This is a genomic window from Streptomyces zinciresistens K42 (assembly GCF_000225525.1).
In the GTDB taxonomy this organism is placed as follows: Bacteria; Actinomycetota; Actinomycetes; order Streptomycetales; family Streptomycetaceae; genus Streptomyces; species Streptomyces zinciresistens.
Genome location: NZ_AGBF01000029.1, coordinates 13403 through 36481, shown reverse-complemented (window position 1 = coordinate 36481; position 23079 = coordinate 13403). Strand labels below are relative to the sequence as shown.

The window sequence follows — 23079 nt, the reverse complement described above, 5'->3', positions numbered from 1 at the left end:
AAGGGAACGGAGGAAACAGCTATGTCGCGTATTGGCAAGCTCCCCATCACGGTTCCCGCCGGCGTGGACGTCACCATCGACGGCCGTACGGTCTCGGTCAAGGGCCCCAAGGGCAGCCTGACCCACACCGTTGCCGCGCCGATCGACATCGCCAAGGGTGAGGACGGCGTGCTCAGCGTCACCCGCCCCAACGACGAGCGTCAGAACAAGGCCCTGCACGGCCTGTCCCGCACGCTGGTGGCGAACATGATCACCGGCGTGACCGAGGGTTACGTGAAGAAGCTCGAGATCAGCGGTGTCGGTTACCGCGTTGCGGCCAAGGGTTCGAACCTCGAGTTCGCGCTCGGCTACAGCCACTCGATCACCGTCGAAGCCCCCGAGGGCATCACCTTCAAGGTCGAGAACCCGACCCGTTTCTCGGTCGAGGGCATCGACAAGCAGAAGGTCGGCGAGGTTGCGGCCAACATCCGCAAGCTGCGCAAGCCCGACCCGTACAAGGCCAAGGGCGTCAAGTACGAGGGCGAAGTCATCCGCCGCAAGGTCGGAAAGGCGGGTAAGTAAGCCATGGCATACGGACAGAAGATCCTCAAGGGCGACGCCTACAAGCGCGCCGCGATCAAGCGCCGCCACATCCGGATCCGTAAGCACATCAACGGAACGGCGGAGCGTCCGCGTCTGGTCGTTACCCGCTCGAACCGCCACATCGTGGCCCAGGTGATCGACGACATCAAGGGTCACACCCTGGCGTCGGCGTCCACCCTGGACACCTCGATCCGTGGTGGCGAGGGCGACAAGTCCGCGCAGGCCAAGCAGGTCGGCGCCCTGGTCGCCGAGCGCGCCAAGGCCGCGGGCGTGGAGGCCGTCGTGTTCGACCGTGGTGGCAACCAGTACGCCGGGCGCATCGCCGCCCTGGCGGACGCCGCCCGCGAAGCCGGGCTCAAGTTCTGAGCCGCTTCCGTAGCTAGCGGAAAAAGAGAGAGGTAATTCCAATGGCTGGACCCCAGCGCCGCGGTGGCGGTGCCGGTGGCGGCGAGCGGCGGGACCGGAAGGGCCGTGACGGCGGCGCAGCTGCCGCCGAGAAGACCGCTTACGTTGAGCGCGTTGTCGCGATCAACCGTGTCGCCAAGGTTGTGAAGGGTGGTCGTCGCTTCAGCTTCACCGCGCTGGTCGTGGTGGGCGACGGTGACGGCACCGTGGGTGTCGGTTACGGCAAGGCCAAGGAGGTGCCGGCCGCCATCGCCAAGGGTGTTGAGGAGGCCAAGAAGCACTTCTTCAAGGTCCCCCGTATCCAGGGCACCATCCCGCACCCCATCCAGGGTGAGAAGGCTGCCGGCGTCGTGCTGCTCAAGCCCGCGTCGCCCGGTACCGGTGTGATCGCCGGTGGTCCGGTGCGCGCCGTGCTCGAGTGCGCCGGCATCCACGACATCCTGTCGAAGTCGCTCGGCTCCGACAACGCGATCAACATCGTGCACGCGACCGTGGCGGCCCTCAAGGGCCTGCAGCGTCCCGAGGAGGTCGCGGCCCGCCGCGGTCTGCCGCTTGAGGACGTCGCCCCCGCGGCCCTTCTCCGCGCACGTGCCGGGGCGGGTGCGTAATCATGGCGCAGCTCAAGATTACGCAGGTCAAGTCCTACATCGGCAGCAAGCAGAACCACCGTGACACCCTGCGTTCCCTTGGTCTCAAGGGCATCAACACGCAGGTCGTCAAGGAGGACCGCCCCGAGTTCCGCGGCATGGTGCACACCGTCCGCCACCTCGTGACGGTCGAGGAGGTCGACTGATCATGGCGGAGAACAAGCCGCTCAAGATCCACAACCTCCGTCCCGCCCCGGGCGCCAAGACCGCCAAGACCCGTGTGGGTCGTGGTGAGGCGTCGAAGGGTAAGACGGCCGGTCGTGGTACCAAGGGCACGAAGGCCCGCTACCAGGTTCCGGAGCGCTTCGAGGGCGGGCAGATGCCCCTCCACATGCGCCTTCCGAAGCTGAAGGGCTTCAAGAACCCGTTCAAGACCGAGTACCAGGTCGTCAACCTGGACAAGCTCGCCGCCCTCTACCCCGAGGGTGGCGAGGTCACGGTCGCGGACCTGGTCGACAAGGGCGCCGTTCGCAAGAACAGCCTTGTCAAGGTGCTCGGCCAGGGTGAGATCACCGTGGCGCTGCAGGTGACGGTCGACGCCGTCTCCGGCTCCGCCAAGGAGAAGATCACCGCGGCCGGCGGCACCGTCACCGAGCTCGTCTGAATTCATCAGGCGTCTCGATGACCTGAACGATCCCGACCGGGGATACCCCACAAATGGGGTATCCCCGGTTGGTCGTTCCAAGGGGGGCGGTCTCGCCGGTAAGGTGGCCTGCACTGCCCACTTTTGCTGGGTGCTTCTTGTGGGGCACTCTGAGCGGCAGTTGACCGTTAGCTAAGTCGTTCCCATCAGTCGAACCTCAAGACCGTCACCCTTGACGCAGTTGCGCGGGGGTCGCAGGAGGCACCGTGCTCACCGCGTTCGCCCGGGCGTTCAAGACGCCCGACCTGCGCAAGAAACTGCTCTTCACGCTCGGCATCATCGTGGTCTACCGGGTCGGTACGCATGTGCCGATCCCCGGTGTCGACTACCGGGCCGTTCAGGTCTGCGTCGACCAGGCGAACGCCAACCAGGGCATCTTCGGCCTGGTCAACATGTTCAGTGGCGGCGCGCTGCTCCAGATCACGATCTTCGCCCTCGGCATCATGCCGTACATCACGGCGAGCATCATTCTGCAGCTGCTGACCGTCGTGATCCCGCGACTGGAAGCCCTGAAGAAGGAGGGCCAGGCCGGCACGGCGAAGATCACGCAGTACACCCGTTACCTGACCGTGGCGCTCGCCATCCTCCAGGGCACGGGTCTGGTGGCGACCGCGCGCAGCGGTTCGCTCTTCCAGAACTGCCCGGCCGCCGGCCAGATCGTGCCGGACCGCTCGATCTTCGTGACCATCACCATGGTCATCACCATGACCGCCGGCACCGCCCTCGTGATGTGGCTCGGCGAGCTCATCACCGACCGCGGCATCGGCAACGGCATGTCGATCCTGATGTTCATCTCGATCGCCGCGACCTTCCCGTCGTCCCTGTGGGCCATCAAGACGCAGGGCAACCTGGCGGGCGGCTGGATCGAGTTCGCCACCGTCATCGCCGTCGGCCTGTTCATGGTCGGCCTGGTGGTCTTCGTGGAGCAGGCCCAGCGCCGTGTTCCGGTGCAGTACGCGAAGCGCATGATCGGCCGCCGCTCCTACGGCGGTACTTCCACGTACATCCCGCTCAAGGTGAACCAGGCCGGCGTGATCCCGGTCATCTTCGCCTCGTCGCTGCTCTACATCCCGGCCCTGATCGTGCAGTTCTCGAACTCCGCGGAGTCCGGCTGGGCGAAATGGATCACGAAGAACCTGGCGGACCCGGCGGCGCCGGTCCACATCACCTTCTACTTCTTCCTCATTGTCTTCTTCGCGTTCTTCTACGTGGCGATCTCCTTCAACCCCGAGGAAGTCGCGGACAACATGAAGAAGTATGGTGGCTTCATCCCGGGCATCCGGGCTGGCCGACCGACCGCTGAGTACCTCTCGTACGTGCTCAACAGGATCACGTGGCCGGGCTCGCTGTACTTGGGTCTGATCGCTCTCGTGCCGACGATGGCGTTGGCCGGTTTCGGGGCAAACCAAAACTTCCCGCTCGGCGGTACCAGCATCCTGATCATCGTGGGTGTGGGTCTGGAGACGGTGAAGCAGATCGAGAGCCAGCTCCAGCAGCGCAATTACGAAGGGTTCCTCCGCTGATGCGAATCGTCCTCGTCGGGCCGCCGGGTGCCGGCAAGGGAACGCAGGCCGCGTTCCTGGCCAAGAACCTGTCGATCCCGCACATCTCCACGGGCGACCTGTTCCGCGCCAACATCAGCCGGCAGACGGAGCTCGGGAAGCTCGCGAAGTCCTACATGGACGCGGGCAACCTGGTGCCGGACGAGGTCACCATCGGGATGGCCAAGGACCGCATGGAGCAGCCCGACGCCGAGGGCGGCTTCCTGCTCGACGGTTTCCCGCGCAACGTGTCCCAGGCCGAGGCCCTCGACGAGATGCTCCAGGCCGAGAGCATGAAGCTGGACGCCGTCCTCGACCTCGAAGTCCCCGAGGAAGAGGTCGTGAAGCGGATCGCCGGCCGGCGGATCTGCCGCAAGGACTCCAGCCACGTCTTCCACGTCACGTACAGCCCGCCGAAGAACGAGGGCGTCTGCGACGTCTGCGGCGGCGAGCTGTACCAGCGCGACGACGACTCGGAGGGCACGGTCCGCAAGCGGCTGGAGGTCTACCACACGCAGACCGAGCCGATCATCGACTACTACAAGGCGCAGGGGCTGGTCGTGACCATCTCCGCGCTCGGCAAGGTCGAGGAGGTCACGGCCCGCGCCATGGAGGCGCTCCAGCGTGACGAGGACGGCGCGTAGCGGCCGTTCGCAGCGTGCAGCAGCTTCAAAGGCCGCGGCTCCCGGTGAGGGGGGCCGCGGCCGCTGTGTGGGGGGTGGGGCGCGTGGGCTCCGCCCTTATGGTGGAAGCAGTCCCCGTGTCCGGTCCGAGAAAGGCCCCCGTCCCCATGGTGCAGATCAAGAGCCCCGAGCAGATCGCCAAGATGCGCGAGGCGGGGCTGGTCGTCGCCGCCATCCACGCGGCCACGCGTGAGGTGGCGGTGCCGGGAGCGAGCACCAGGGATCTGGACGAGGCGGCCCGCAAGGTGCTCGCCGAGCACGGGGCCAAGTCGAACTTCCTCGGCTACGGCGGCTTCCCCGCGACGATCTGCACCTCGGTGAACGACGTCGTCGTCCACGGCATCCCGTCCGAGGACGTCGTCCTCAAGGACGGCGACCTCATCTCCGTCGACTGCGGCGCCGTCGTCGACGGCTGGCACGGTGACGCGGCCTACACGGCGTTCGTGGGCTCGGGTCACGCTCCGGAGCTGGTGGAGCTGTCCCGGGTGACGGAGGAGTCGATGTGGGCCGGTATCGCGGCCATGAAGCAGGGCGGCCGCCTGGTCGACGTCTCCCGCGCCGTCGAGACCTACATCCGCCGGCAGCCCAAGCCGGGCGGCGGCAAGTACGGGATCATCGAGGACTACGGCGGCCACGGCATCGGCACCGAGATGCACATGGACCCGCATCTGCTGAACTACGTCGACCGGCGCCGCGGCAAGGGCCCGAAGCTGGTCCCCGGCTTCTGCCTCGCGATCGAGCCGATGGTGTCGCTCGGCACCCCGCGGACCAAGGTGCTGGAGGACGAGTGGACGGTCATCACGACCGACGGCACGTGGTCCTCGCACTGGGAGCACTCCGTCGCCCTGACCGAGCAGGGGCCGCTGGTGCTCACCGCCCCCGACGGCGGCAGGGCCAAGCTGGCCGAACTCGGTGTCGCCGCCGCACCGGACCCGCTCGGCTGAGCTTCGCCCGCTTAAGGATCGGCCTCCCGGGGCAGGATCACTCGATTCGTCTTTCCGGGTGCGCTGACGTAGACTGACTCGTCGGCTCTCGTGCACCCGCATGTCTTCATGCGCCCGTCAGGGAAAAGTGCAGGGGTCGATCAAGGTAGTCGATTCCGAAGGGCGAAGCGTGGCCAAGAAGCAAGGTGCCATCGAGATCGAGGGCACTGTCGTCGAGTCTCTGCCGAACGCCATGTTCAAGGTCGAGCTCCAGAACGGCCACCAGGTCCTGGCACACATCAGCGGCAAGATGCGTATGCACTACATCCGCATCCTCCCTGACGACCGGGTCGTGGTGGAGTTGTCTCCGTACGACCTGACGCGTGGCCGGATCGTCTACCGCTACAAGTAGATCTTGCCCGCACCCCGGCCCGTCCGGGGTGGTGGCACTGACCCGGAGAACCTCACCCCATGAAGGTCAAGCCGAGCGTCAAGAAGATCTGCGACAAGTGCAGGGTGATCCGCCGTCACGGCCGGGTCATGGTCATTTGCGAGAACCCGCGCCACAAGCAGCGCCAGGGCTGACGCACGACCACCCTCTGCATCTCTGTCGCAGAGTCTTCGCGCGACGCGAGCTGAATATGTTCATAGGCAGAACCCAGCGGACGCGTGTCCGTCTGACACCCCCGGTTCGGAGGCCGGGGACCCAGTTCGTACCTGGTACGGCGGCTGGGAGTCGGTTCTGCGGAAGACCTCCGAAGATCACCAGGAGCCATTGAATGGCACGCGTTTCCGGTGTTGACATCCCGCGCGAAAAGCGCGTGGAGGTCGCCCTCACCTACGTGTTCGGCATCGGCCGGACCCTTGCTCAGCAGACGCTGGCCGCCACCGGCGTCGACCCGAACACCCGCGTTCGCGACCTCTCCGAGGAGCAGCTCGTCGCGATCCGCGAGTACGTGGACAACAACTTCAGGACCGAGGGCGACCTCCGTCGTGAGATTCAGGCCGACATCCGCCGCAAGGTCGAGATCGGCTGCTACCAGGGTCTGCGCCACCGCCGTGGCCTGCCGGTCCGCGGTCAGCGCACCAGCACCAACGCCCGCACCCGCAAGGGCCCGCGTCGCGCCATCGCCGGCAAGAAGAAGCCGGGCAAGAAGTAGTCCACAGCGGACTTCACCGTCCAGCGGTCTTCGCTGTAGGACCGACCACCTCCCGTAGGAGTACAGATGCCCCCCAAGGGTCGTCAGGGCGCTGCCAAGAAGGTGCGCCGCAAGGAAAAGAAGAACGTCGCTCACGGCCACGCGCACATCAAGAGCACGTTCAACAACACGATCGTCTCGATCACGGACCCGTCCGGCAACGTGATCTCCTGGGCCTCCGCCGGCCACGTCGGCTTCAAGGGCTCCCGGAAGTCCACGCCGTTCGCCGCGCAGATGGCCGCCGAGTCGGCCGCCCGCCGCGCCCAGGAGCACGGCATGCGCAAGGTCGACGTGTTCGTCAAGGGCCCGGGTTCCGGTCGTGAGACCGCGATCCGCTCCCTCCAGGCCACGGGTCTCGAGGTCGGCTCCATCCAGGACGTCACCCCGACCCCGCACAACGGCTGCCGTCCGCCGAAGCGTCGTCGCGTCTGACGCACGCTTGCTCGCGTGAAGGATCCGGGCGGTACGGCCTGTCAGGGCCGTACCGCCCGTACCCTTGCAGTACCCGCACTTCTCACGGGTGCGGTTTCCGTCGGGCGTCAAATAGCGGGCGTCCACGAAAGAAGGATCTGACCACCCATGCTGATCGCTCAGCGTCCCTCGTTGGCCGAAGAGGTCGTCGACGAGTTCCGTTCCCGGTTCGTGATCGAGCCGCTGGAGCCGGGCTTCGGTTACACCCTCGGCAACTCCCTGCGCCGGACCCTCCTGTCCTCGATCCCGGGTGCGGCGGTCACGTCGATCCGGATCGACGGCGTGCTGCACGAGTTCACCACCGTGCCGGGCGTCAAGGAGGACGTCACCGACCTGATCCTCAACATCAAGCAGCTGGTCGTCTCCTCGGAGCACGACGAGCCGGTCGTGATGTACCTGCGCAAGCAGGGTCCGGGTCTGGTCACCGCCGCCGACATCGCGCCGCCGGCCGGTGTCGAGGTGCACAACCCCGACCTGGTCCTGGCCACGCTCAACGGCAAGGGCAAGCTGGAGATGGAGCTGACGGTCGAGCGCGGCCGCGGCTATGTCTCGGCCGTGCAGAACAAGCAGGTGGGCCAGGAGATCGGCCGGATTCCGGTCGACTCGATCTACTCGCCGGTGCTGAAGGTCACGTACAAGGTCGAGGCCACGCGTGTCGAGCAGCGCACCGACTTCGACAAGCTGATCGTGGACGTCGAGACCAAGCAGGCGATGCGTCCGCGTGACGCGATGGCGTCGGCGGGCAAGACGCTGGTCGAGCTGTTCGGTCTGGCGCGTGAGCTGAACATCGACGCCGAGGGCATCGACATGGGTCCGTCCCCGACGGACGCCGCCCTCGCCGCCGATCTGGCGCTGCCGATCGAGGAGCTGGAGCTGACGGTTCGCTCCTACAACTGCCTCAAGCGCGAGGGCATCCACTCGGTGGGTGAGCTCGTGGCGCGTTCCGAGGCGGACCTGCTCGACATCCGCAACTTCGGCGCGAAGTCGATCGACGAGGTCAAGGCGAAGCTGGCCGGCATGGGCCTGGCCCTGAAGGACAGCCCGCCCGGATTCGACCCGACCGCCGCCGCGGACGCCTTCGGCGCCGACGACGACGCGGACGCCGGGTTCGTGGAGACCGAGCAGTACTGATGCTCCGCGTCCGGCCCCCCGGGGCCGGTCGCGCGGGTTCCCGCACCCCTCGGGGCGCGGACCCTCCGGGCGTCCGACAGGGCGCCCGGATCTCCGACAGGTAACCGCCTGCTCGGATACTGACCCCGGTACCTCATACGGCCGGGGCAGACACACAGGAGATTGACATGCCGAAGCCCACCAAGGGTGCCCGTCTGGGCGGCAGCGCCGCGCACGAGAAGCTCCTCCTCGCGAACCTCGCGAAGGCGCTCTTCGAGCACGGCCGCATCACCACCACGGAGGCGAAGGCCCGCCGCCTGCGCCCGTACGCCGAGCGTCTGGTCACCAAGGCGAAGAAGGGCGACCTTCACAACCGCCGTCAGGTGCTCCAGGTGATCACGGACAAGAGCATCGTCCACACGCTCTTCACCGAGATCGGCCCGCGCTACGAGAACCGTCCCGGTGGCTACACCCGCATCACCAAGGTCGGCAACCGCCGCGGTGACAACGCGCCCATGGCCGTCATCGAGCTGGTCGAGGCGCTGACGGTCGCTCAGGAGGCGACCGGCGAGGCCGAGGCCGCCACCAAGCGCGCGGTCAAGGAAGACGTCCTCAAGAAGGACGAGGCCGTCGAGGCCACGTCCGAGGACGCCGCCGAGGAGTCGAAGGACGCGTAAGCGTTCCCTCGCTCCATGGCGTGGGCGGGGCCGTTCCCTTCCAAGGGGCGGCCCCGCCCTTTTCGTTGCTGAGAGGATCTACGGGTGAGTGACGAAGCAGAGCCCGGACACGTCCGTGTGCGTCTCGACCTGTCCTACGACGGGAGCGAGTTCTCCGGGTGGGCCAAGCAGGCCGGCGGGCGGCGGACCGTTCAGGGGGAGATCGAGGACGCGCTGCGGACCGTGACCCGGTCCGGCGGCACGACGTACGAGCTGACGGTGGCGGGGCGGACCGACGCCGGGGTGCACGCCCGCGGCCAGGTCGCGCACGTCGACCTGCCGCGCGAGGTGTGGGCCGCGCACAGCGAGAAGCTGCTGAAGCGGCTGGCCGGGCGGCTGTCCAGGGACGTCCGGGTGTGGGCGCTCAGGGAGGCGCCCGCCGGGTTCGACGCGCGGTTCTCGGCGGTGTGGCGGCGCTACGCCTACCGCGTCACCGACAACCCGGGCGGGGTCGATCCGCTGCTGCGCGGCCATGTCCTGTGGCACGACTGGCCGCTGGACGTGGCCGCCATGAACGAGGCCGCCGGGCGGCTGCTCGGCGAGCACGACTTCGCCGCGTACTGCAAGAAGCGGGAGGGTGCCACCACCATCCGCACCCTTCAGGAGCTGAGCCTGGTGCGCGGGGACGACGGGATCGTGACGGCGACCGTGCGGGCGGACGCCTTCTGCCACAACATGGTGCGCTCGCTCATCGGGGCGCTGCTGTTCGTGGGGGACGGGCACCGGCCCGCCGACTGGCCCGGCAAGGTGCTCGCCGCCGGTGTCCGCGACTCCGCCGTGCACGTCGTGCGCCCCCACGGGCTGACCCTGGAAGAGGTCGGCTACCCCCCGGACGACCTGCTCGCGGCGCGCGGCAGGGAGGCCCGCAACAAGCGGACGCTGCCGGGGGGCACGGGCTGCTGCTGAACGGCCGGGCGGCCGGCGGTCACTCGCCGGCCGCTGCCGACGCCTGTGCCTCGCCCCGTCGGCGGATCTGGCGGAAGGTGAACTCGGCCAGGTCGTCGCCCGCCTTGAAGGCCGCGGTGTCCTTGGTCGTCATGTCCCGGCCGCCGGTGAAGCCGGTGATGGTGAAGTAGGCATAGCGGCCGTAGGAGTTGGACGTCGAACGGCAGACCGCGGACGTGCAGAAGTCCTTGACGCCCTTGCCCGACAGCGAACGGACGATGTCCCGCTTGGTGTTCACCCCGCTCTTGACCTTCTGGGCCGCCGCCTCGGTGTCGAAGACCGCCACGCCGACCGTCACCGCGATGCCGTCCTTGACGTAGGACACGCGCATGAAGCCGGTGCAGGCGTTGTCGCTGAGGATCTTCGGCAGACCGCCCTTGGTGACCGCGGAGCAGCTCTTGGTGTCGTCCGTCGCGCCCTTCTTGTACACCGCCGCGCCCATGGTCAACTGGGTGCCGGGGTAGAGGATCTGCGCGCTGAGCGGAGCGGTGTCCTTGGCCTTGCTGGAGATGAAGTCCTTCGGGTCCAGCGGCGGCGGGGCGCTCGTGGCGGCGAACGACGGCGCTCCGGCGGTCTGCCCCGGCAGCCCGGCCGACGACGGCAGGTCCGATGACGGCTTGCCGGACGCCGAGTTGCCGTCGCCGGCGGAGACCACGGCCACGGCGACGGCGGCACCGACCGCGAGGGTGGCCAGCGCGCCCCCGCCGATGAACAGCATCCGGCGCCGCTTGTTGCGGTTCTCGGACGCCTCCGCGAGCGCGGCCCAGTCCGGGGTCTGATCGCTGCCGCCGTCCCACGGCTGCTGGGAATGCGGTTTCCAGGGATCCCACTGGGACGGGGGTCCCCCCTGCTGCCCGTAGCTCATGGGGCGCATCTTAGACGGACCCGGGGTGTGCCGGTCCGCCCCAAGAGGCGTCCGGGCCCCTAGCGTTCACGGGATGAGCGAGCGCAAAAGCGACATCTCCGGGTGGTTGGTGCGGCCGGCCACCTGGCACATGTGGGCGGTGCTCGGGACCGTCCTGGCGGTCCTGGTGACCCGCACGGCCCGTGTGACCTCGGACGGAGGGATGGACAACGCCATCGTCGTGCGGGCGGCGCGGGTCTGGCTGGTGGGCGGATCGCCGTATGACGACTCCCACTTCCTCTATCTGCCGAGCGCGGTGCTCGCCGCGGTTCCCCAGGCGCTGGTGCCGTGGAGCGTGCTGCGCGTGCTGGTGCCCCTCGCGGTGACCGGGGCCCTGGCGGGGGGCTGGGCCTGTGCGCTGCGGCTGCACGGTGTCCCGCCGCGCAGCCGCTTCGCGGTGCTCGGACTGACCGGCCTCGCCGCCTCCTTCGCGCCCTTCGCGCATCTCGTCCTGCTGGGGAACTGGACGGCCACGGCGGTGCTCGCGCTCCCGCTCGGGCTGCTGCTGGCGGGCCGGGGGCGGTGGGTGGCGGCCGGGGCCGTCCTCGGGGCGGCGATCGCGCTGAAGCCGCTGCTGGCGCCCGCGGGGCTGCTGTTCGTCTTCGCGCGGCGGTGGCGGGCGCTCGCGGCGCTGGCCGGGGTGCCGGCGGCGGCGTCCGCCGCGGCGGCGCTGGTGCTGCCCGACCCGGCGGGCTTCCTCACCCGGACCCTGCCCTTCCTGCTGCGGGGCGACGACGGCTTCGTACGGCTCTACGAGGCGTCGCCCGCCGCCGTCCTGCCCCGGCTCGGCGTGCCCGCCCCGGCGGCCGGGGGGATCGCGCTGCTGGCCGCCGCGGCGGGCGTGGTGTGCGCCCACCGGCGCTGGTGCCGCGGCGACGCCGGGCCGCTGCGGCTCGTGGAGACGGCGGTGACGCTGATGCTCTCGGCGTTCCTGGTCTCGCGGCCGTCCTACGACCACTACCTGCTCGTCGTCGTGCCGCTGCTGCTGGCGGGGGCGCTGCGCGAGGGCGCCGCCGTGCGGGGGCCGTGGTTCTGGCTGTCCCTGCTGCCGCAGCTGCCCGGGGTGCCCTGGCCGTACGTGGAGGCGGGGCAGCGCCGGGCCTTCAAGGACGCGGTGACGCTGTGCGGTCTCGCGGTGACGCTGGCGTTGCACTGCCGGCGCCCGGACGGGCGGCCGCGCGGGGGCGCGCGGCCCCTTGCCGTGCCCTCCTCCCGGGCGGGCGCGCGCGGGCGGGCCGGGGTCGGGGCGGACTCCGGGGCCGCTGGTCCGGCGGAGTGACCCCGGTCCGGGGCGGGCGGTTAAGCTGGGGGCGGAGCAGCGGGAGTCTGCCGTCGCCAACCCGTTTTGACCGGGCCTGGGCGCCGCAGGTATCCTGCATGTTCGTTGTGTATTGGCTTGCTCATTCTCACGGGACGGGCCCTTACACCGGTCCACCGGGCCGATGACCAGCGACCCCATGTACGCGGTATGCGTCGCCGCCGTGCGGTCCAGGCTGTCGTGATCGTTTCGGTGACCTGTTCAGGACCATTCACTCGAAGCGAAGGCTACGAACCGTGCGTACGTACAGCCCCAAGCCCGGCGATGTGACGCGCCAGTGGCACGTCATCGACGCCCAGGACATCGTCCTGGGCCGTCTCGCCAGCACCGCCGCCTCCATCCTGCGGGGCAAGCACAAGCCGATCTACGCGCCCCACGTCGACACCGGTGACTTCGTCATCATCATCAACGCCGACAAGGTGCACCTCTCCGGCAACAAGCGGACCCAGAAGATGGCGTACCGCCACTCCGGCTACCCGGGTGGTCTGCGCTCCGTCCGCTACGACGAGCTCCTCGACAAGAACCCCGAGAAGGCCATCGAGAAGGCCGTCAAGGGCATGCTCCCCAAGAACACGCTGGGCCGTCAGATGCTCTCGAAGCTGAAGGTCTACAAGGGTGACCAGCACCCGCACGGCGCGCAGCAGCCGCAGCCGTACGAGATCACCCAGGTCGCGCAGTAAGTCCGGCCACCCCCTAAGCCTGAAGAGAATCTGAGGAGAATCGTGGCCGAGACCACTGCCGAGCAGCCGCTCGACGAGAACGTCGAGAACATCGACATCGACAGCTACACCACCGAGTCCGAGGTGCCCGTCGAGGGCGAGTACACCTCGGAGTCGATGGCGTCCCGCTTCGGTGAGCCCCAGCCGGCTGCCGGCCTGGGCCGCCGCAAGAACGCCATCGCCCGCGTCCGGATCGTCCCGGGCTCCGGCAAGTGGAAGATCAACGGTCGCACCCTTGAGGACTACTTCCCCAACAAGGTGCACCAGCAGGAAGTCAACGAGCCGTTCAAGGTGCTCGAACTCGAGGGCCGCTACGACGTCGTCGCCCGCATCGCCGGCGGCGGTGTCTCCGGCCAGGCCGGTGCCCTCCGTCTCGGTGTCGCCCGCGCCCTGAACGAGGCCGACGTCGACAACAACCGCGGCGCGCTGAAGAAGGCCGGCTTCCTCAAGCGCGACGACCGTGCGGTCGAGCGCAAGAAGGCCGGTCTCAAGAAGGCCCGCAAGGCTCCGCAGTACAGCAAGCGCTAAGCGCGAGCTGCCCCTGCCCGTACTTCGGTACTCCGAACGCCCCGGCGGCACGCCACAGTGCCGCCGGGGCGTTCGTCTTATCACCGGCCTCGGGCGTATAACGGCACAAGACGTTCAAAGGCTTGTGTGATCCGTTGCCCAGGCATGGAATGCCCGGAGGCGGGAGCCACCGGCGGTGCGTGAACAGCGAGCGCCGGCTCCGCTTCCGGAACTGAAGTTTCCTCAGGAGGACAAGTGGGACGACTCTTCGGCACGGACGGCGTGCGTGGTGTCGCCAACGCGGATCTGACGGCCGAGATGGCGCTCGGTCTCTCCGTGGCGGCGGCGCACGTACTGGCCGAGGCAGGCACCTTCGCGGGCCACCGGCCGACCGCGGTGGTCGGGCGGGACCCGCGCGCGTCCGGGGAGTTCCTGGAGGCCGCCGTGGTCGCGGGCCTCGCCAGCGCCGGGGTGGACGTCCTCAGCGTCGGTGTGCTGCCGACGCCCGCGGTGGCGTATCTGACGGGCGCGCTCGGCGCGGACCTCGGTGTGATGCTCTCCGCCAGCCACAACGCCATGCCCGACAACGGGATCAAATTCTTCGCGCGCGGCGGCCACAAGCTCGCCGACGAACTGGAGGACAGGATCGAGTCGGTGTACGAGGGGCACCGGCACGGCGAGCCGTGGCAGCGCCCGACCGGCGCCGGGGTCGGCCGCATCCGGGCCTACGACCAGGGGTTCGACGAGTACGTCGGCCATCTGACCGGGGTGCTGCCCAACCGGCTGGACGGGCTGAAGATCGTCCTGGACGAGGCGCACGGCGCCGCGTCCGGGGTCTCGCCGGAGGCGTTCCGGCGGGCCGGGGCCGAGGTCGTCACGATCGGCGCCGAGCCCGACGGGCTGAACATCAACGACGGCTGCGGGTCCACGCACCTGGAACCGCTGAAGGCGGCCGTCCTGGAGCACGGCGCCGACTTCGGCATCGCCCACGACGGGGACGCCGACCGCTGCCTGGCCGTGGACCACACCGGCGAGGAGGTGGACGGCGACCAGATCCTCGCCGTGCTGGCGCTCGACATGCGCGAGCGGTCGGTGCTGCGGTCCGAGACCGTCGTCGCGACCGTGATGTCCAACCTCGGCTTCAAGCTGGCGCTGGAGCGCGAGGGGCTGAGCCTGGTGCAGACCGCGGTCGGCGACCGCTACGTCCTGGAGGAGATGAAGGAGCACGGCTACGCCCTCGGGGGCGAGCAGTCCGGGCACGTCATCATCCTCGACCACGCGACGACCGGGGACGGCACGCTGACCGGGCTGCTGCTGGCGGCCCGCGTCGCGCGCACCGGGCGTTCCCTGCGGGACCTCGCCGCGGTGATGGAGCGGCTGCCGCAGGTGCTGATCAACGTGCCGGACGTGGACAGGTCGCGGGTGGGGACGTCCGCGGAGCTCGCGGCGGCCGTCGCGGACGCCGAGCGGGAACTGGGCGCCACGGGCCGGGTGCTGCTGCGCCCCTCCGGCACCGAGCCGCTGGTGCGCGTGATGGTCGAGGCGGCGGACATCGAGCAGGCCCGGTCCGTCGCGGGCCGGCTGGCCGACGTCGTGAAGTCCGCGCTGGGTTAGTCGCGGCTTCCGGTGCGGGGGTCGCGCGGCCCCCCACCGGAACGGCGGCCCCCCGCCGGAACGGCGGCCTACGGGGCGGTGCGTGTGCGCCGGCGCCGGGCCGACCACAGCGCCTTCTGGGCCAGCAGGGTCAGGACGCCGGCCAGGATGATGCCCAGCAGGTTCAGCAGGAGCTGTTCCGTGGAGCCCCAGGTCTGGCGCGTGTCGCCGTAGCTGAGGGCGACGGCGGCGTTGGCGGCGGCGGGCACCGTGGTGACCGAGATGGCCACGCCGACCAGGGCGCCGGACTTCGCGGCGGTCAGCGAGAGCGTGCCGGCGACGCCGGCGAGGACCGCCACGATGAACGAGAACCAGTCCGGGGCGTAGACGAAGGCCGTGTTGGGCCGGTCCGCCTCCAACCGGGCCTCGGAGAACAGGCCCAGGGCGTCCATGAACCAGCTGAAGCCCACGGTCACCGCCATGGCCGCGGCGAATCCGGCGATGAGCGCGATCAGGGAGCGCAGCGCGAGGCGCGGGGCCCGCTGGACCACCGCCGTGCTGATGCCTGCCAGCGGGCCGAACTCCGGCCCGACCGCCATCGCGCCGACGATGAGGATGGCGTTGTCCAGGACGACACCGCAGGCCGCGATCATCGTCGCGAGCGTGATGAACGCGAGGTAGGTGACGGAGAGCGTCGACTCCTCGTGGGTGGCGTCCGTCAGGTGCTCCCACAGCACCGCGTCCGCCGCCTCGCCCGGGGCGTCCTTCTCGGCCCGGTCGGCCCGCTTCGACAGGGACAGGTCGACGGCCTCCACGGCGATCGACCCGGTGTCCTCGATGCCCAACCGCCGGAGCCCGCTGAGCAGTTCGTCGCCCGCCTCGCGCGCCACGTCGCACAGCACCAGGTCTCCCGCGGGGTCGCGCGCGGCGCCGGGCAGGACGGCCAGGTGGGTCGTGCCCACCGTGTGCTCGATGAGGCGGACCACGTCGTCGGTCCGGTCGGACGGCGTGATCAGGCGGAGGTGGAGCATGACGGCAGCGTAGCCGTCACAGTTTGCGCAGGCTCAGCCGCTGCACCTTGTGGTCCTGGCCCTTGCGCACGACCAGGGTGGCCCGGCCGCGGGTGGGGGCGATGTTCTCCACGAGGTTGGGCTTGTTGATGGTGCGCCACATCGTGCGCGCGTAGTCCAGGGCCTCGTCCTCGGAGACCTGGGTGTACTTGCGGAAGTACGAGGACGGGTCCTGGAAGGCGGTCTCGCGCAGCCGCTTGAAGCGGTTGAGGTACCAGTGCTCGATGTCCTCGGTGCGGGCGTCGACGTACACGCTGAAGTCGAAGTAGTCGGCGAGGCCGACCCGGGTGCGGCCGTCCTTGCCGGGCAGCGCGGGCTGCAGGACGTTGAGCCCCTCGACGATCAGGATGTCCGGGCGGCGGACGGTCAGGCGCCGGTCCGGGACGATGTCGTAGATCAGGTGGGAGTAGACGGGGGCCGTGACCTCGTCCTTGCCGGCCTTGATGTCGGCGACGAAGCGGGTGAGGGCCCGGCGGTCGTAGGACTCGGGGAAGCCCTTGCGCGACATCAGGCCGCGGGCCTGGAGCTCCCTGGTGGGCAGCAGGAAGCCGTCGGTGGTCACCAGTTCGACCCGCGGGTGCTCGGGCCAGCGCGACAGCAGGGCCTGAAGGAGCCGGGCGACGGTGGACTTGCCCACGGCGACCGAGCCGGCGACCCCTATCACGAACGGGGTGCCGGACTGGGAGCCCTGCTCGCCGAGGAAGGTGTTCAGGGCGCCGCGCAGGCCGTCGGTGGCGCCGATGTAGAGGTTGAGCAGCCGGGAGAGCGGCAGGTAGATGTCCCGCACCTCGTCGAGGTCGATGACGTCGCCGAGTCCGCGCAGCTTCTCGACCTCCTCCGCCGTGAGCGGCAGCGGGGTCTTGTCGCGCAGCGCGCTCCACTCCGAGCGGGTGAGGTCGACGTAGGGAGTCGCCTCCGGCCGCTGCCGGTGGGCGCTCCGGGGAATCGAGGAGACCGGGGAGATCACAGTCCATTGTTACGGGAGTACGAACACACGGCAGGGTGGCATGCGTCACTCGGTGACCGGCGCGTCCCGCCGCTCGTCCCGTCGGCTCTCCGGGTGTCCGCACCCTGTGGGAATTTCCGGAATCGGGCAGGATGTGACCGATTGCGGACGCGGTTCGGTCGTAGGCTGCCGCGCATGTGCGGAATCGTGGGATACGTGGGGTCGCAGTCGGCGCTCGACATCGTGATGGCCGGACTGAAGCGGCTGGAGTACCGGGGGTACGACTCGGCGGGCGTCGCCGTGCTGTCGGACGGGGGCCTCGCCGGAGCCAAGAAGGCGGGCAAGCTGGCGAACCTGGAGAAGGAGCTGGCCGAGCGGCCGCTGCCGACCGGGACCACGGGGATCGGGCACACCCGCTGGGCCACCCACGGCGGGCCCACGGACGCCAACGCGCACCCGCATCTGGACAACGCCGGGCGCGTCGCGGTCGTGCACAACGGGATCATCGAGAACTTCGCCGCGCTGCGGGCCGAGTTGGCCGAGCGCGGGCACGACCTGGGGTCGGAGACGGACACCGAGGTCGTGGCGCATCTGCTCGCCGAGGAGTTCTCCGCCTGCGCCGACCTCGCCGAGGCCATGCGGCTCGTCTGCGGCCGGCTGGAGGGCGCCTTCACACTGGTCGCCGTGCACGCCGACGAGCCCGACGCCGTCGTCGGAGCCCGCCGCAACTCCCCGCTCGTGGTGGGCGTCGGGGACGGCGAGTCGTTCCTCGCCTCGGACGTCGCCGCCTTCATCGCCCACACCCGCTCGGCGATCGAGCTGGGCCAGGACCAGGTGGTGGAGCTGCGCCGGGACGGGGTGCGGGTCACCGGCTTCGACGGCCGCCCCGCGGACGTCCGCCCGTACCACGTCGACTGGGACGTCTCCGCCGCGGAGAAGGGCGGCTACGACTACTTCATGCTCAAGGAGATCGCCGAGCAGCCCAAGGCGGTCGCCGACACCCTTCTCGGGCGCATCGACGCCGCCGGCTCGCTGTCGCTGGACGAGGTCCGCATCAGCGCCGCCGAGCTGCGCGAGCTGGACAAGGTCGTCATCGTCGCCTGCGGCACGGCCTTCCACGCCGGGCTGATCGCCAAGTACGCCATCGAGCACTGGACGCGGATTCCCTGCGAGGTGGAGCTGGCCAGCGAGTTCCGCTACCGGGACCCGATCCTCGACCAGCAGACCCTGGTCGTCGCCATCTCCCAGTCCGGCGAGACCATGGACACCCTCATGGCGCTGCGGCACGCCCGGGAGCAGGGCGCCCGGGTGCTCGCGATCTGCAACACCAACGGTTCGACGATCCCGCGCGAGTCGGACGCGGTGCTCTACACGCACGCCGGGCCGGAGGTCGCGGTCGCCTCCACGAAGGCGTTCCTGACCCAGCTCGTCGCCTGCTACCTGGTCGCGCTGTACCTCGGCCAGGTGCGCGGCACGAAGTGGGGCGACGAGATCGGCGCGGTCGTCCGCGACCTGTCACGGATCTCGCACGAGGTCGAACGGGTCCTGGAGACCATGGAGCCGGTGCGGGAGCTGGCCCGCTCGCTCGCCGCGAAGAACACGGTGCTGTTCCTGGGGCGGCACGTCGGCTACCCGGTGGCCCTGGAGGGCGCCCTGAAGCTGAAGGAACTGGCGTACATGCACGCCGAGGGTTTCGCGGCGGGCGAGCTGAAGCACGGGCCGATCGCCCTGATCGACGAGGACCTGCCCGTCGTCGTGGTCGTGCCGTCGCCGCGCGGCCGGTCCGTCCTGCACGACAAGATCGTCTCCAACATCCAGGAGATCCGGGCGCGCGGTGCCCGCACGATCGTCATCGCGGAGGAGGGCGACGAGGCGGTCGTGCCGTACGCCGACCACCTGATCCGCATCCCGGCCACGCCGACGCTGCTCCAGCCGCTGGTGGCGACGGTGCCGCTCCAGGTCTTCGCCTGCGAACTGGCGACGGCCCGCGGCAACGAGGTCGATCAGCCGCGGAACCTGGCGAAGTCGGTGACCGTGGAGTAGCCGCCCTTGACCCCGTCGAGGAAGGCGGCGAAGGTCCCGGCCGGGAAGGTGAGGGTGCCGCCGGCCGGGTCTTTGGTGTCGCGTACGGCGGTGTGGGTGGGGGTGGTGGCGATCTCGACGCAGTCGTTGCCGTCGCCGCCGCCAGAGTAGGTCGACTTCCGCCAGCTCTCGGGGGGAATCATCGGAGACCTCACAGCTCATTCGCCAACCTGTGGATGAAGTCACGCGAGCGTACGGGTTCGAGTGACATGGCCTCCACTCTACGGAACAGCTTTCTGAAGGAACCGAGTTGAGCCTCGGAGTCGAGGAAGACGGTGCCGTGCGGGGCGTCGCGCACCACGGTGTCCAGCTGGGCGACGGGCCCGTTCACGTAGGTCATCGCGCTCGCTGCCAGGCCGAACCCGTCCAGGTCGAAGGGGATCACCCGCACGGTCACGTGGTCGGCTTCGGAGAGCTCCACGATCCGGGAGAGCTGGGCGAGGGACGTCGCACGGTCCCGGACCCTGATGCGCAGCGCCGCCTCGTGGATCACTCCCTCGTAGGGGACGGTGACGACCTGCTGTCGCCGCATCCGGTGCTCGACCCGCAGTTCGACCTCGGCAGGGGTGAGTTCGGGGATCCGGTCCGAGAACACGGCTCGGGCGTAGCCTTCCGTCTGAAGCAGGCCCGGTACGTACAACGTGGCCACGTTTCGCAGGGAGCGAGCGTGGTGGTCGAGTTCCGACAGGTCCAGGAAGGACGTGGGCAGTTGCCCCCGGTACTCCTCCCACCACCCGCGCGTGCGGTCGGTGGCCATCGTGGCGAGTGCGTCGACGAACTCCTTGTCCGTGCAGGCGTAGTGGGACGCGAGGCGGCGCAGTCGCTCCTCGCTCACGCCGGTGAGGCCGGACTCGATGTGGCTGATCTGTACGGAACTCACGCCGAGCAGCGCCGCTGCCTCGCGAGCCTTGAGTCCCGCCGCGTCGCGCAGTCTGCGCAGTTCGGTCGCCAGACGCAGCTGACGTGCCGTCGGTTCGCGCCTGGTCGTCATCAACTACTCCTTGGTGCAACGCGCTTGAGGTGAATCTTTCGGGGTCAGGTTACGCGATCGGCTTGCTCTGGGTGAAATCTTAGGTCTACTGTCGGTCACGCAGAGCACACGCTGCGGAAGCGCACCGCTCCGTCCTGCCTCGACGGCCGCGGCAATGACACCGCACCCCCCACCACCCGAACGGAGTTCAGCCGTGCCCGAAAGCGAACCCTGGGAGTACACGCTGTACGTCCCGAACGACGTCCGAGCCGTCACCGTCTCCCGTCGTACCCTCCGCCTGATCCTCACGATGCACGGCCTCATCGGCCTCGTGGACACCGCCGAACTCCTCGCCACCGAACTGGTCGCCAACGCCGTACGCCACACGAAGGGCCCCGCCGCGCTGCGCGTGCGCTGGTCGGCCGGCGTGCTGCGGATCGGGGCGTGGGACGCCGACCCCGAACCACCACGCCCGCCCGCGGAGTTGGCGAACCTCGGTGACGCCGAGGAGGGCCGCGGACTGGCGCTGGTGCGGGCCTGCGCCGACCTGTGGGGCTGGCAGCCCCTGACCAGGGACGGCAACCGGGGCAAGTACGTGTGGTGCGAACTGACCACGGCGGCGTGAGGGCCCGGTTGCCGCTCGAAAGCGTGAACCCGGATCGATCGACCGCTCATCCGATCTTCGACCTGAATAGGTTGCAGGCATGGTTACATCCACCCACGAGTCCTCGCACCGGATCAGGATCACCCGGAGGTTCTCGCGCCCGTCTTCGAAGCGTTAGGTCTTCCGCCGCCGGTCAAGGCGGACATCGAAGTGCTCACGCCCGACACCACCGAGATCAAGCCGCTTGAGCGCCGCGTGGACACGGTGCTGAAGGTCGATTCTGCGGACGGGGACAGCTTCCTTCTCGCCATCGAGGCACAGACCCGGCGCGCTCCCGACAAGGAGACCACCTGGGCCTACTACGTCGCCTACCTGCGGGCGAAGTTCAACCTGCCGGTGCTGCTCGTCGCCGTCTGCCGGAACCGGGCCACCGCTACGTGGGCTGCCGGACCCTTTGAGTGCCGGGTGGGGTCATGGCCGACCCAGGTCACACGACCGTTCGTGCTGGGGCCGCAGAACGTTTCTGAGATCGATGACGAGTCCATGGTGGCGCGGCATCCGGCACTGGCGACGTTCGCGGCCATCGTGCACAGCGAAAGCAGGAACAGCTCGGCCATACTGAAGCTGATAGCCCATGGGATGCGGTCCCTCGACAAGGCCACGGCCATGTACTGGTGCGAGTTTCTGGAAGTTGGCCTGGAGGACACACCGGCCAGGGAGACATGGAGGGAGTTGGAGAAGATGGTCGCCACCTACTTTCCCGGCAGGGGAACGCTGTTCGAGGAGACGTACCTGGAGGGCAAGGCGAAGGGCGAGGCCGGGGGGAAGGCGCAGGGAGTTCTGCGCGTCCTTGAGGTGCGTGGCATCGCCGTCCCCGATGAGGCGCGTGAGCGCATCGCCGGCTGCACGGACCTTCCGCGCGTCGACGACTGGCTCGACCGGGTCGGCGGTGTCGAGCGGGTCGAGGAGCTGTTCTCCGAGGAGTGACCGTGCCGGGCGGGCCGGGGCGCCGGCCGCCCCGGCGGCCCTCAGCCCCGTACCTCGCGCCACGCCCGAGGGATGTTCTCCGCCACGTCGTGGGCGCTCACCGGGGCCCCGTCCGCCGCGAACCTCGCCGACAGGCCGTGCAGGTACGCGCCCGTGCTCGCCGCGTCCATCGGGCGCAGTCCCGCCGCCAGCAGCGAACCCGTCAGTCCCGACAGGACGTCCCCGCTGCCGGCCGTCGCCAGCCATGACGTGCCCGTCGGGTTGACGCGGACCGCTCCGGCGCCCCCCGGGGCGGCCACCAGCGTCGTCGACCCCTTCAGCAGCACCGTGGCCGCGTAGCGTGCGGCCAATTCCCGTACCGAGGCCAGCCGCGCCCCCTCGACCTCCTCGCGGGAGACACCGAGCAGCGCCGCCGCCTCCCCGGCGTGCGGGGTCATCAGCGTCGGTGCCGCCCGCCCCCGTACCGCCTCCGGGTCCGCCAGCCGCAGCCCGTCCGCGTCGATCAGCACCGGTACGTCCGCCGCCAGCACCTCGGCCACGGGCGCCGCGTCGTCACCGGCCCCCGGACCGACCACCCACGCCTGCACGCGCCCGGCCCTGCGCGGTCCGCCGCCGGACACCAGCGTCTCGGGGAACCGCGCGATCACCGCGTCCCCGGCCGGACCCGCGTACCGCACGGCCCCGGCGCCGCCCCGCAGCGCGCCCGCCACCGCCAGCACGGCCGCGCCCGGGTACCGCGAGGAGCCCGCGGCGATGCCCACGACGCCCCGCCGGTACTTGTCCGACTCGGCGGCGGGCAGCGGCAACAGCCGCGCCACGTCAGCGTGTTGCAACGCCTCCAGCTCCACCGCGTCCCGCGGCGGCGCGAGCCCGATGTCCACCAGCCGCACCACACCGGCGTACGCGCGCGCCGGGTCGATCAGCAGGCCCGGCTTGTGCGTGCCGAAGGTGACGGTGAGGTCGGCGCGCAACGCCGTCCCGCGCACCTCGCCCGTGCCGGGGTCCACCCCGCTCGGCAGGTCGACGGCGACCACCGCGGCCCGGGAGCGGGCGGCGGCACCGGCCAGCGGCTCCGCCTCCGCCCGCAGTCCGCCCGTGCCCCCGATCCCGACGATGCCGTCCACGACCAGGTCCGCCTTCTCGACCAACTCCTCGCCCGCGGCGGTCCCCACCGCACGGCCGCCCGCCCGGCGCAGGGCCGCGAGGCCCGCCGGATGGGCGCGGCCGGGGGCGAGCAGGACCGCCGTGACCCCGGCCCCGCGCCGCGCCAGCCGCGCCCCGGCGAACAGCGCGTCCCCGCCGTTGTCGCCGCTGCCGACCAGCAGGACGACCCGGCTGCCGTACACCCGCCCCAGCAGATCCGCGCAGGCCGCGGCCAGTCCGGCCGCCGCCCGCTGCATCAGCGCGCCCTCCGGGAGCCGTGCCATCAGCTCCCGTTCGGCCGCTCTCACCGTCTCAACGCCGTACGCAGTCCGCATGGGGACGAGTCTCGCGCACCGGGCGCGGTCCGTCGC

28 protein-coding genes are annotated in these 23079 nt (G+C 70.0%); 22 read left to right on the top strand and 6 right to left on the bottom strand.

Features of this window, described 5'->3' with window-relative positions; translation table 11 throughout:
* Positions 1-21 precede the first annotated feature (21 nt).
* From rplF to truA, 15 genes are all read left to right on the top strand, one after another.
* Positions 22-561 (top strand): 50S ribosomal protein L6, encoded by a 540-nt coding sequence (rplF, locus tag SZN_RS12250; protein ID WP_007494755.1) that lies wholly within the window; start codon positions 22-24, stop codon positions 559-561.
* A gap of 3 nt (positions 562-564) precedes the next feature.
* Entirely contained in the window at positions 565-948 is a 384-nt protein-coding gene (gene rplR / locus SZN_RS12245; RefSeq protein ID WP_007494754.1) for a 50S ribosomal protein L18, read from the top strand.
* Positions 949-989: 41 nt separating this feature from the next.
* A complete protein-coding gene (rpsE, locus tag SZN_RS12240) occupies positions 990-1595 on the top strand; it encodes a 30S ribosomal protein S5 (protein ID WP_007494753.1) in 606 nt (201 codons plus the stop codon).
* 2 nt (positions 1596-1597) lie between these two features.
* Positions 1598-1780: a 50S ribosomal protein L30 gene (rpmD, locus tag SZN_RS12235; protein ID WP_003974250.1), complete on the top strand. Its 183-nt coding sequence runs from the start codon at positions 1598-1600 to the stop codon at positions 1778-1780.
* 2 nt (positions 1781-1782) lie between these two features.
* Complete coding sequence (gene rplO, locus SZN_RS12230; protein ID WP_007494752.1) at positions 1783-2238, top strand: 50S ribosomal protein L15; 456 nt, start codon at positions 1783-1785, stop codon at positions 2236-2238.
* A gap of 245 nt (positions 2239-2483) precedes the next feature.
* Entirely contained in the window at positions 2484-3800 is a 1317-nt protein-coding gene (gene secY, locus SZN_RS12225) for a preprotein translocase subunit SecY (protein ID WP_007494751.1), read from the top strand.
* Positions 3800-4462, top strand: a complete 663-nt coding sequence (locus tag SZN_RS12220; protein ID WP_007494750.1) for an adenylate kinase — start codon at positions 3800-3802, stop codon at positions 4460-4462. The genes secY and SZN_RS12220 overlap by 1 nt, the downstream gene beginning before the upstream one ends.
* Positions 4463-4608: 146 nt before the next feature.
* Positions 4609-5445 (top strand): type I methionyl aminopeptidase, encoded by an 837-nt coding sequence (gene map, locus SZN_RS12215; RefSeq protein ID WP_007494749.1) that lies wholly within the window; start codon positions 4609-4611, stop codon positions 5443-5445.
* A 169-nt stretch (positions 5446-5614) separates the two neighbouring features.
* Positions 5615-5836 carry a translation initiation factor IF-1 gene (gene infA, locus SZN_RS12210; RefSeq protein ID WP_003948620.1) on the top strand — a complete coding sequence of 74 codons (222 nt, stop codon included), beginning with the start codon at positions 5615-5617 and terminating at the stop codon, positions 5834-5836.
* Positions 5837-5895: 59 nt separating this feature from the next.
* Positions 5896-6009, top strand: coding sequence for a 50S ribosomal protein L36 (rpmJ, locus tag SZN_RS12205; RefSeq protein ID WP_003998809.1), 114 nt, complete (start codon positions 5896-5898; stop codon positions 6007-6009).
* A gap of 194 nt (positions 6010-6203) precedes the next feature.
* A complete protein-coding gene (gene rpsM, locus SZN_RS12200) occupies positions 6204-6584 on the top strand; it encodes a 30S ribosomal protein S13 (protein ID WP_007494748.1) in 381 nt (126 codons plus the stop codon).
* Positions 6585-6650: 66 nt separating this feature from the next.
* Positions 6651-7055, top strand: a complete 405-nt coding sequence (rpsK, locus tag SZN_RS12195; RefSeq protein ID WP_003956432.1) for a 30S ribosomal protein S11 — start codon at positions 6651-6653, stop codon at positions 7053-7055.
* A gap of 147 nt (positions 7056-7202) precedes the next feature.
* Positions 7203-8225, top strand: a complete 1023-nt coding sequence (locus SZN_RS12190; protein WP_007494747.1) for a DNA-directed RNA polymerase subunit alpha — start codon at positions 7203-7205, stop codon at positions 8223-8225.
* Between the two features lie 167 nt (positions 8226-8392).
* On the top strand, positions 8393-8881 hold the full coding sequence (rplQ, locus tag SZN_RS12185; RefSeq protein WP_007494744.1) for a 50S ribosomal protein L17: 489 nt from the start codon (positions 8393-8395) through the stop codon (positions 8879-8881).
* A gap of 84 nt (positions 8882-8965) precedes the next feature.
* Positions 8966-9826 carry a tRNA pseudouridine(38-40) synthase TruA gene (gene truA, locus SZN_RS12180; protein ID WP_043730190.1) on the top strand — a complete coding sequence of 287 codons (861 nt, stop codon included), beginning with the start codon at positions 8966-8968 and terminating at the stop codon, positions 9824-9826.
* Between the two features lie 19 nt (positions 9827-9845).
* Here truA and SZN_RS12175 read toward each other — a convergent pair whose 3' ends face one another.
* Entirely contained in the window at positions 9846-10730 is an 885-nt protein-coding gene (locus tag SZN_RS12175) for a hypothetical protein (RefSeq protein ID WP_007494742.1), read from the bottom strand.
* A gap of 73 nt (positions 10731-10803) precedes the next feature.
* Between SZN_RS12175 and SZN_RS12170 the strand changes: the two genes are divergently transcribed.
* From SZN_RS12170 to glmM, 4 genes are all read left to right on the top strand, one after another.
* Positions 10804-12048, top strand: a complete 1245-nt coding sequence (locus tag SZN_RS12170) for a glycosyltransferase 87 family protein (protein WP_078508545.1) — start codon at positions 10804-10806, stop codon at positions 12046-12048.
* A gap of 275 nt (positions 12049-12323) precedes the next feature.
* Positions 12324-12767: a 50S ribosomal protein L13 gene (gene rplM, locus SZN_RS12165; protein WP_007494740.1), complete on the top strand. Its 444-nt coding sequence runs from the start codon at positions 12324-12326 to the stop codon at positions 12765-12767.
* 42 nt (positions 12768-12809) lie between these two features.
* Positions 12810-13334 (top strand): 30S ribosomal protein S9, encoded by a 525-nt coding sequence (gene rpsI / locus SZN_RS12160; protein WP_007494739.1) that lies wholly within the window; start codon positions 12810-12812, stop codon positions 13332-13334.
* A gap of 234 nt (positions 13335-13568) precedes the next feature.
* Positions 13569-14927 (top strand): phosphoglucosamine mutase, encoded by a 1359-nt coding sequence (glmM, locus tag SZN_RS12155; RefSeq protein ID WP_007494738.1) that lies wholly within the window; start codon positions 13569-13571, stop codon positions 14925-14927.
* Positions 14928-14995: 68 nt separating this feature from the next.
* Here the strand turns inward: glmM and SZN_RS12150 are convergent, their stop codons facing one another.
* Both SZN_RS12150 and coaA read right to left on the bottom strand, forming a co-directional pair.
* Positions 14996-15937 (bottom strand): DUF389 domain-containing protein, encoded by a 942-nt coding sequence (locus tag SZN_RS12150; protein WP_007494737.1) that lies wholly within the window; start codon positions 15935-15937, stop codon positions 14996-14998.
* Positions 15938-15953: 16 nt separating this feature from the next.
* On the bottom strand, positions 15954-16943 hold the full coding sequence (gene coaA, locus SZN_RS12145; protein WP_007494736.1) for a type I pantothenate kinase: 990 nt from the start codon (positions 16941-16943) through the stop codon (positions 15954-15956).
* A gap of 174 nt (positions 16944-17117) precedes the next feature.
* Between coaA and glmS the strand changes: the two genes are divergently transcribed.
* The gene (gene glmS / locus SZN_RS12140; protein WP_007494735.1) at positions 17118-18965 is read left to right on the top strand and encodes a glutamine--fructose-6-phosphate transaminase (isomerizing); all 1848 of its coding nucleotides are present in this window, start codon (positions 17118-17120) and stop codon (positions 18963-18965) included.
* Here the strand turns inward: glmS and SZN_RS12135 are convergent.
* Together SZN_RS12135 and SZN_RS12130 are read right to left on the bottom strand one after the other, a co-directional pair.
* Entirely contained in the window at positions 18926-19147 is a 222-nt protein-coding gene (locus tag SZN_RS12135; protein WP_007494734.1) for a DUF397 domain-containing protein, read from the bottom strand. The genes glmS and SZN_RS12135 overlap by 40 nt on opposite strands.
* Positions 19148-19155: 8 nt before the next feature.
* On the bottom strand, positions 19156-19995 hold the full coding sequence (locus SZN_RS12130; protein ID WP_007494732.1) for a helix-turn-helix domain-containing protein: 840 nt from the start codon (positions 19993-19995) through the stop codon (positions 19156-19158).
* Positions 19996-20188: 193 nt separating this feature from the next.
* On the opposite strand from SZN_RS12130, the gene SZN_RS12125 reads away from it, so the two are divergent.
* Together SZN_RS12125 and SZN_RS12120 are read left to right on the top strand one after the other, a co-directional pair.
* Positions 20189-20599 carry an ATP-binding protein gene (locus tag SZN_RS12125; RefSeq protein WP_007494730.1) on the top strand — a complete coding sequence of 137 codons (411 nt, stop codon included), beginning with the start codon at positions 20189-20191 and terminating at the stop codon, positions 20597-20599.
* Between the two features lie 189 nt (positions 20600-20788).
* On the top strand, positions 20789-21565 hold the full coding sequence (locus SZN_RS12120; RefSeq protein ID WP_007494728.1) for a hypothetical protein: 777 nt from the start codon (positions 20789-20791) through the stop codon (positions 21563-21565).
* Positions 21566-21606: 41 nt separating this feature from the next.
* Here the strand turns inward: SZN_RS12120 and SZN_RS12115 are convergent, their stop codons facing one another.
* A complete protein-coding gene (locus tag SZN_RS12115) occupies positions 21607-23043 on the bottom strand; it encodes a bifunctional ADP-dependent NAD(P)H-hydrate dehydratase/NAD(P)H-hydrate epimerase (RefSeq protein WP_043730183.1) in 1437 nt (478 codons plus the stop codon).
* Positions 23044-23079: the final 36 nt, after the last annotated feature.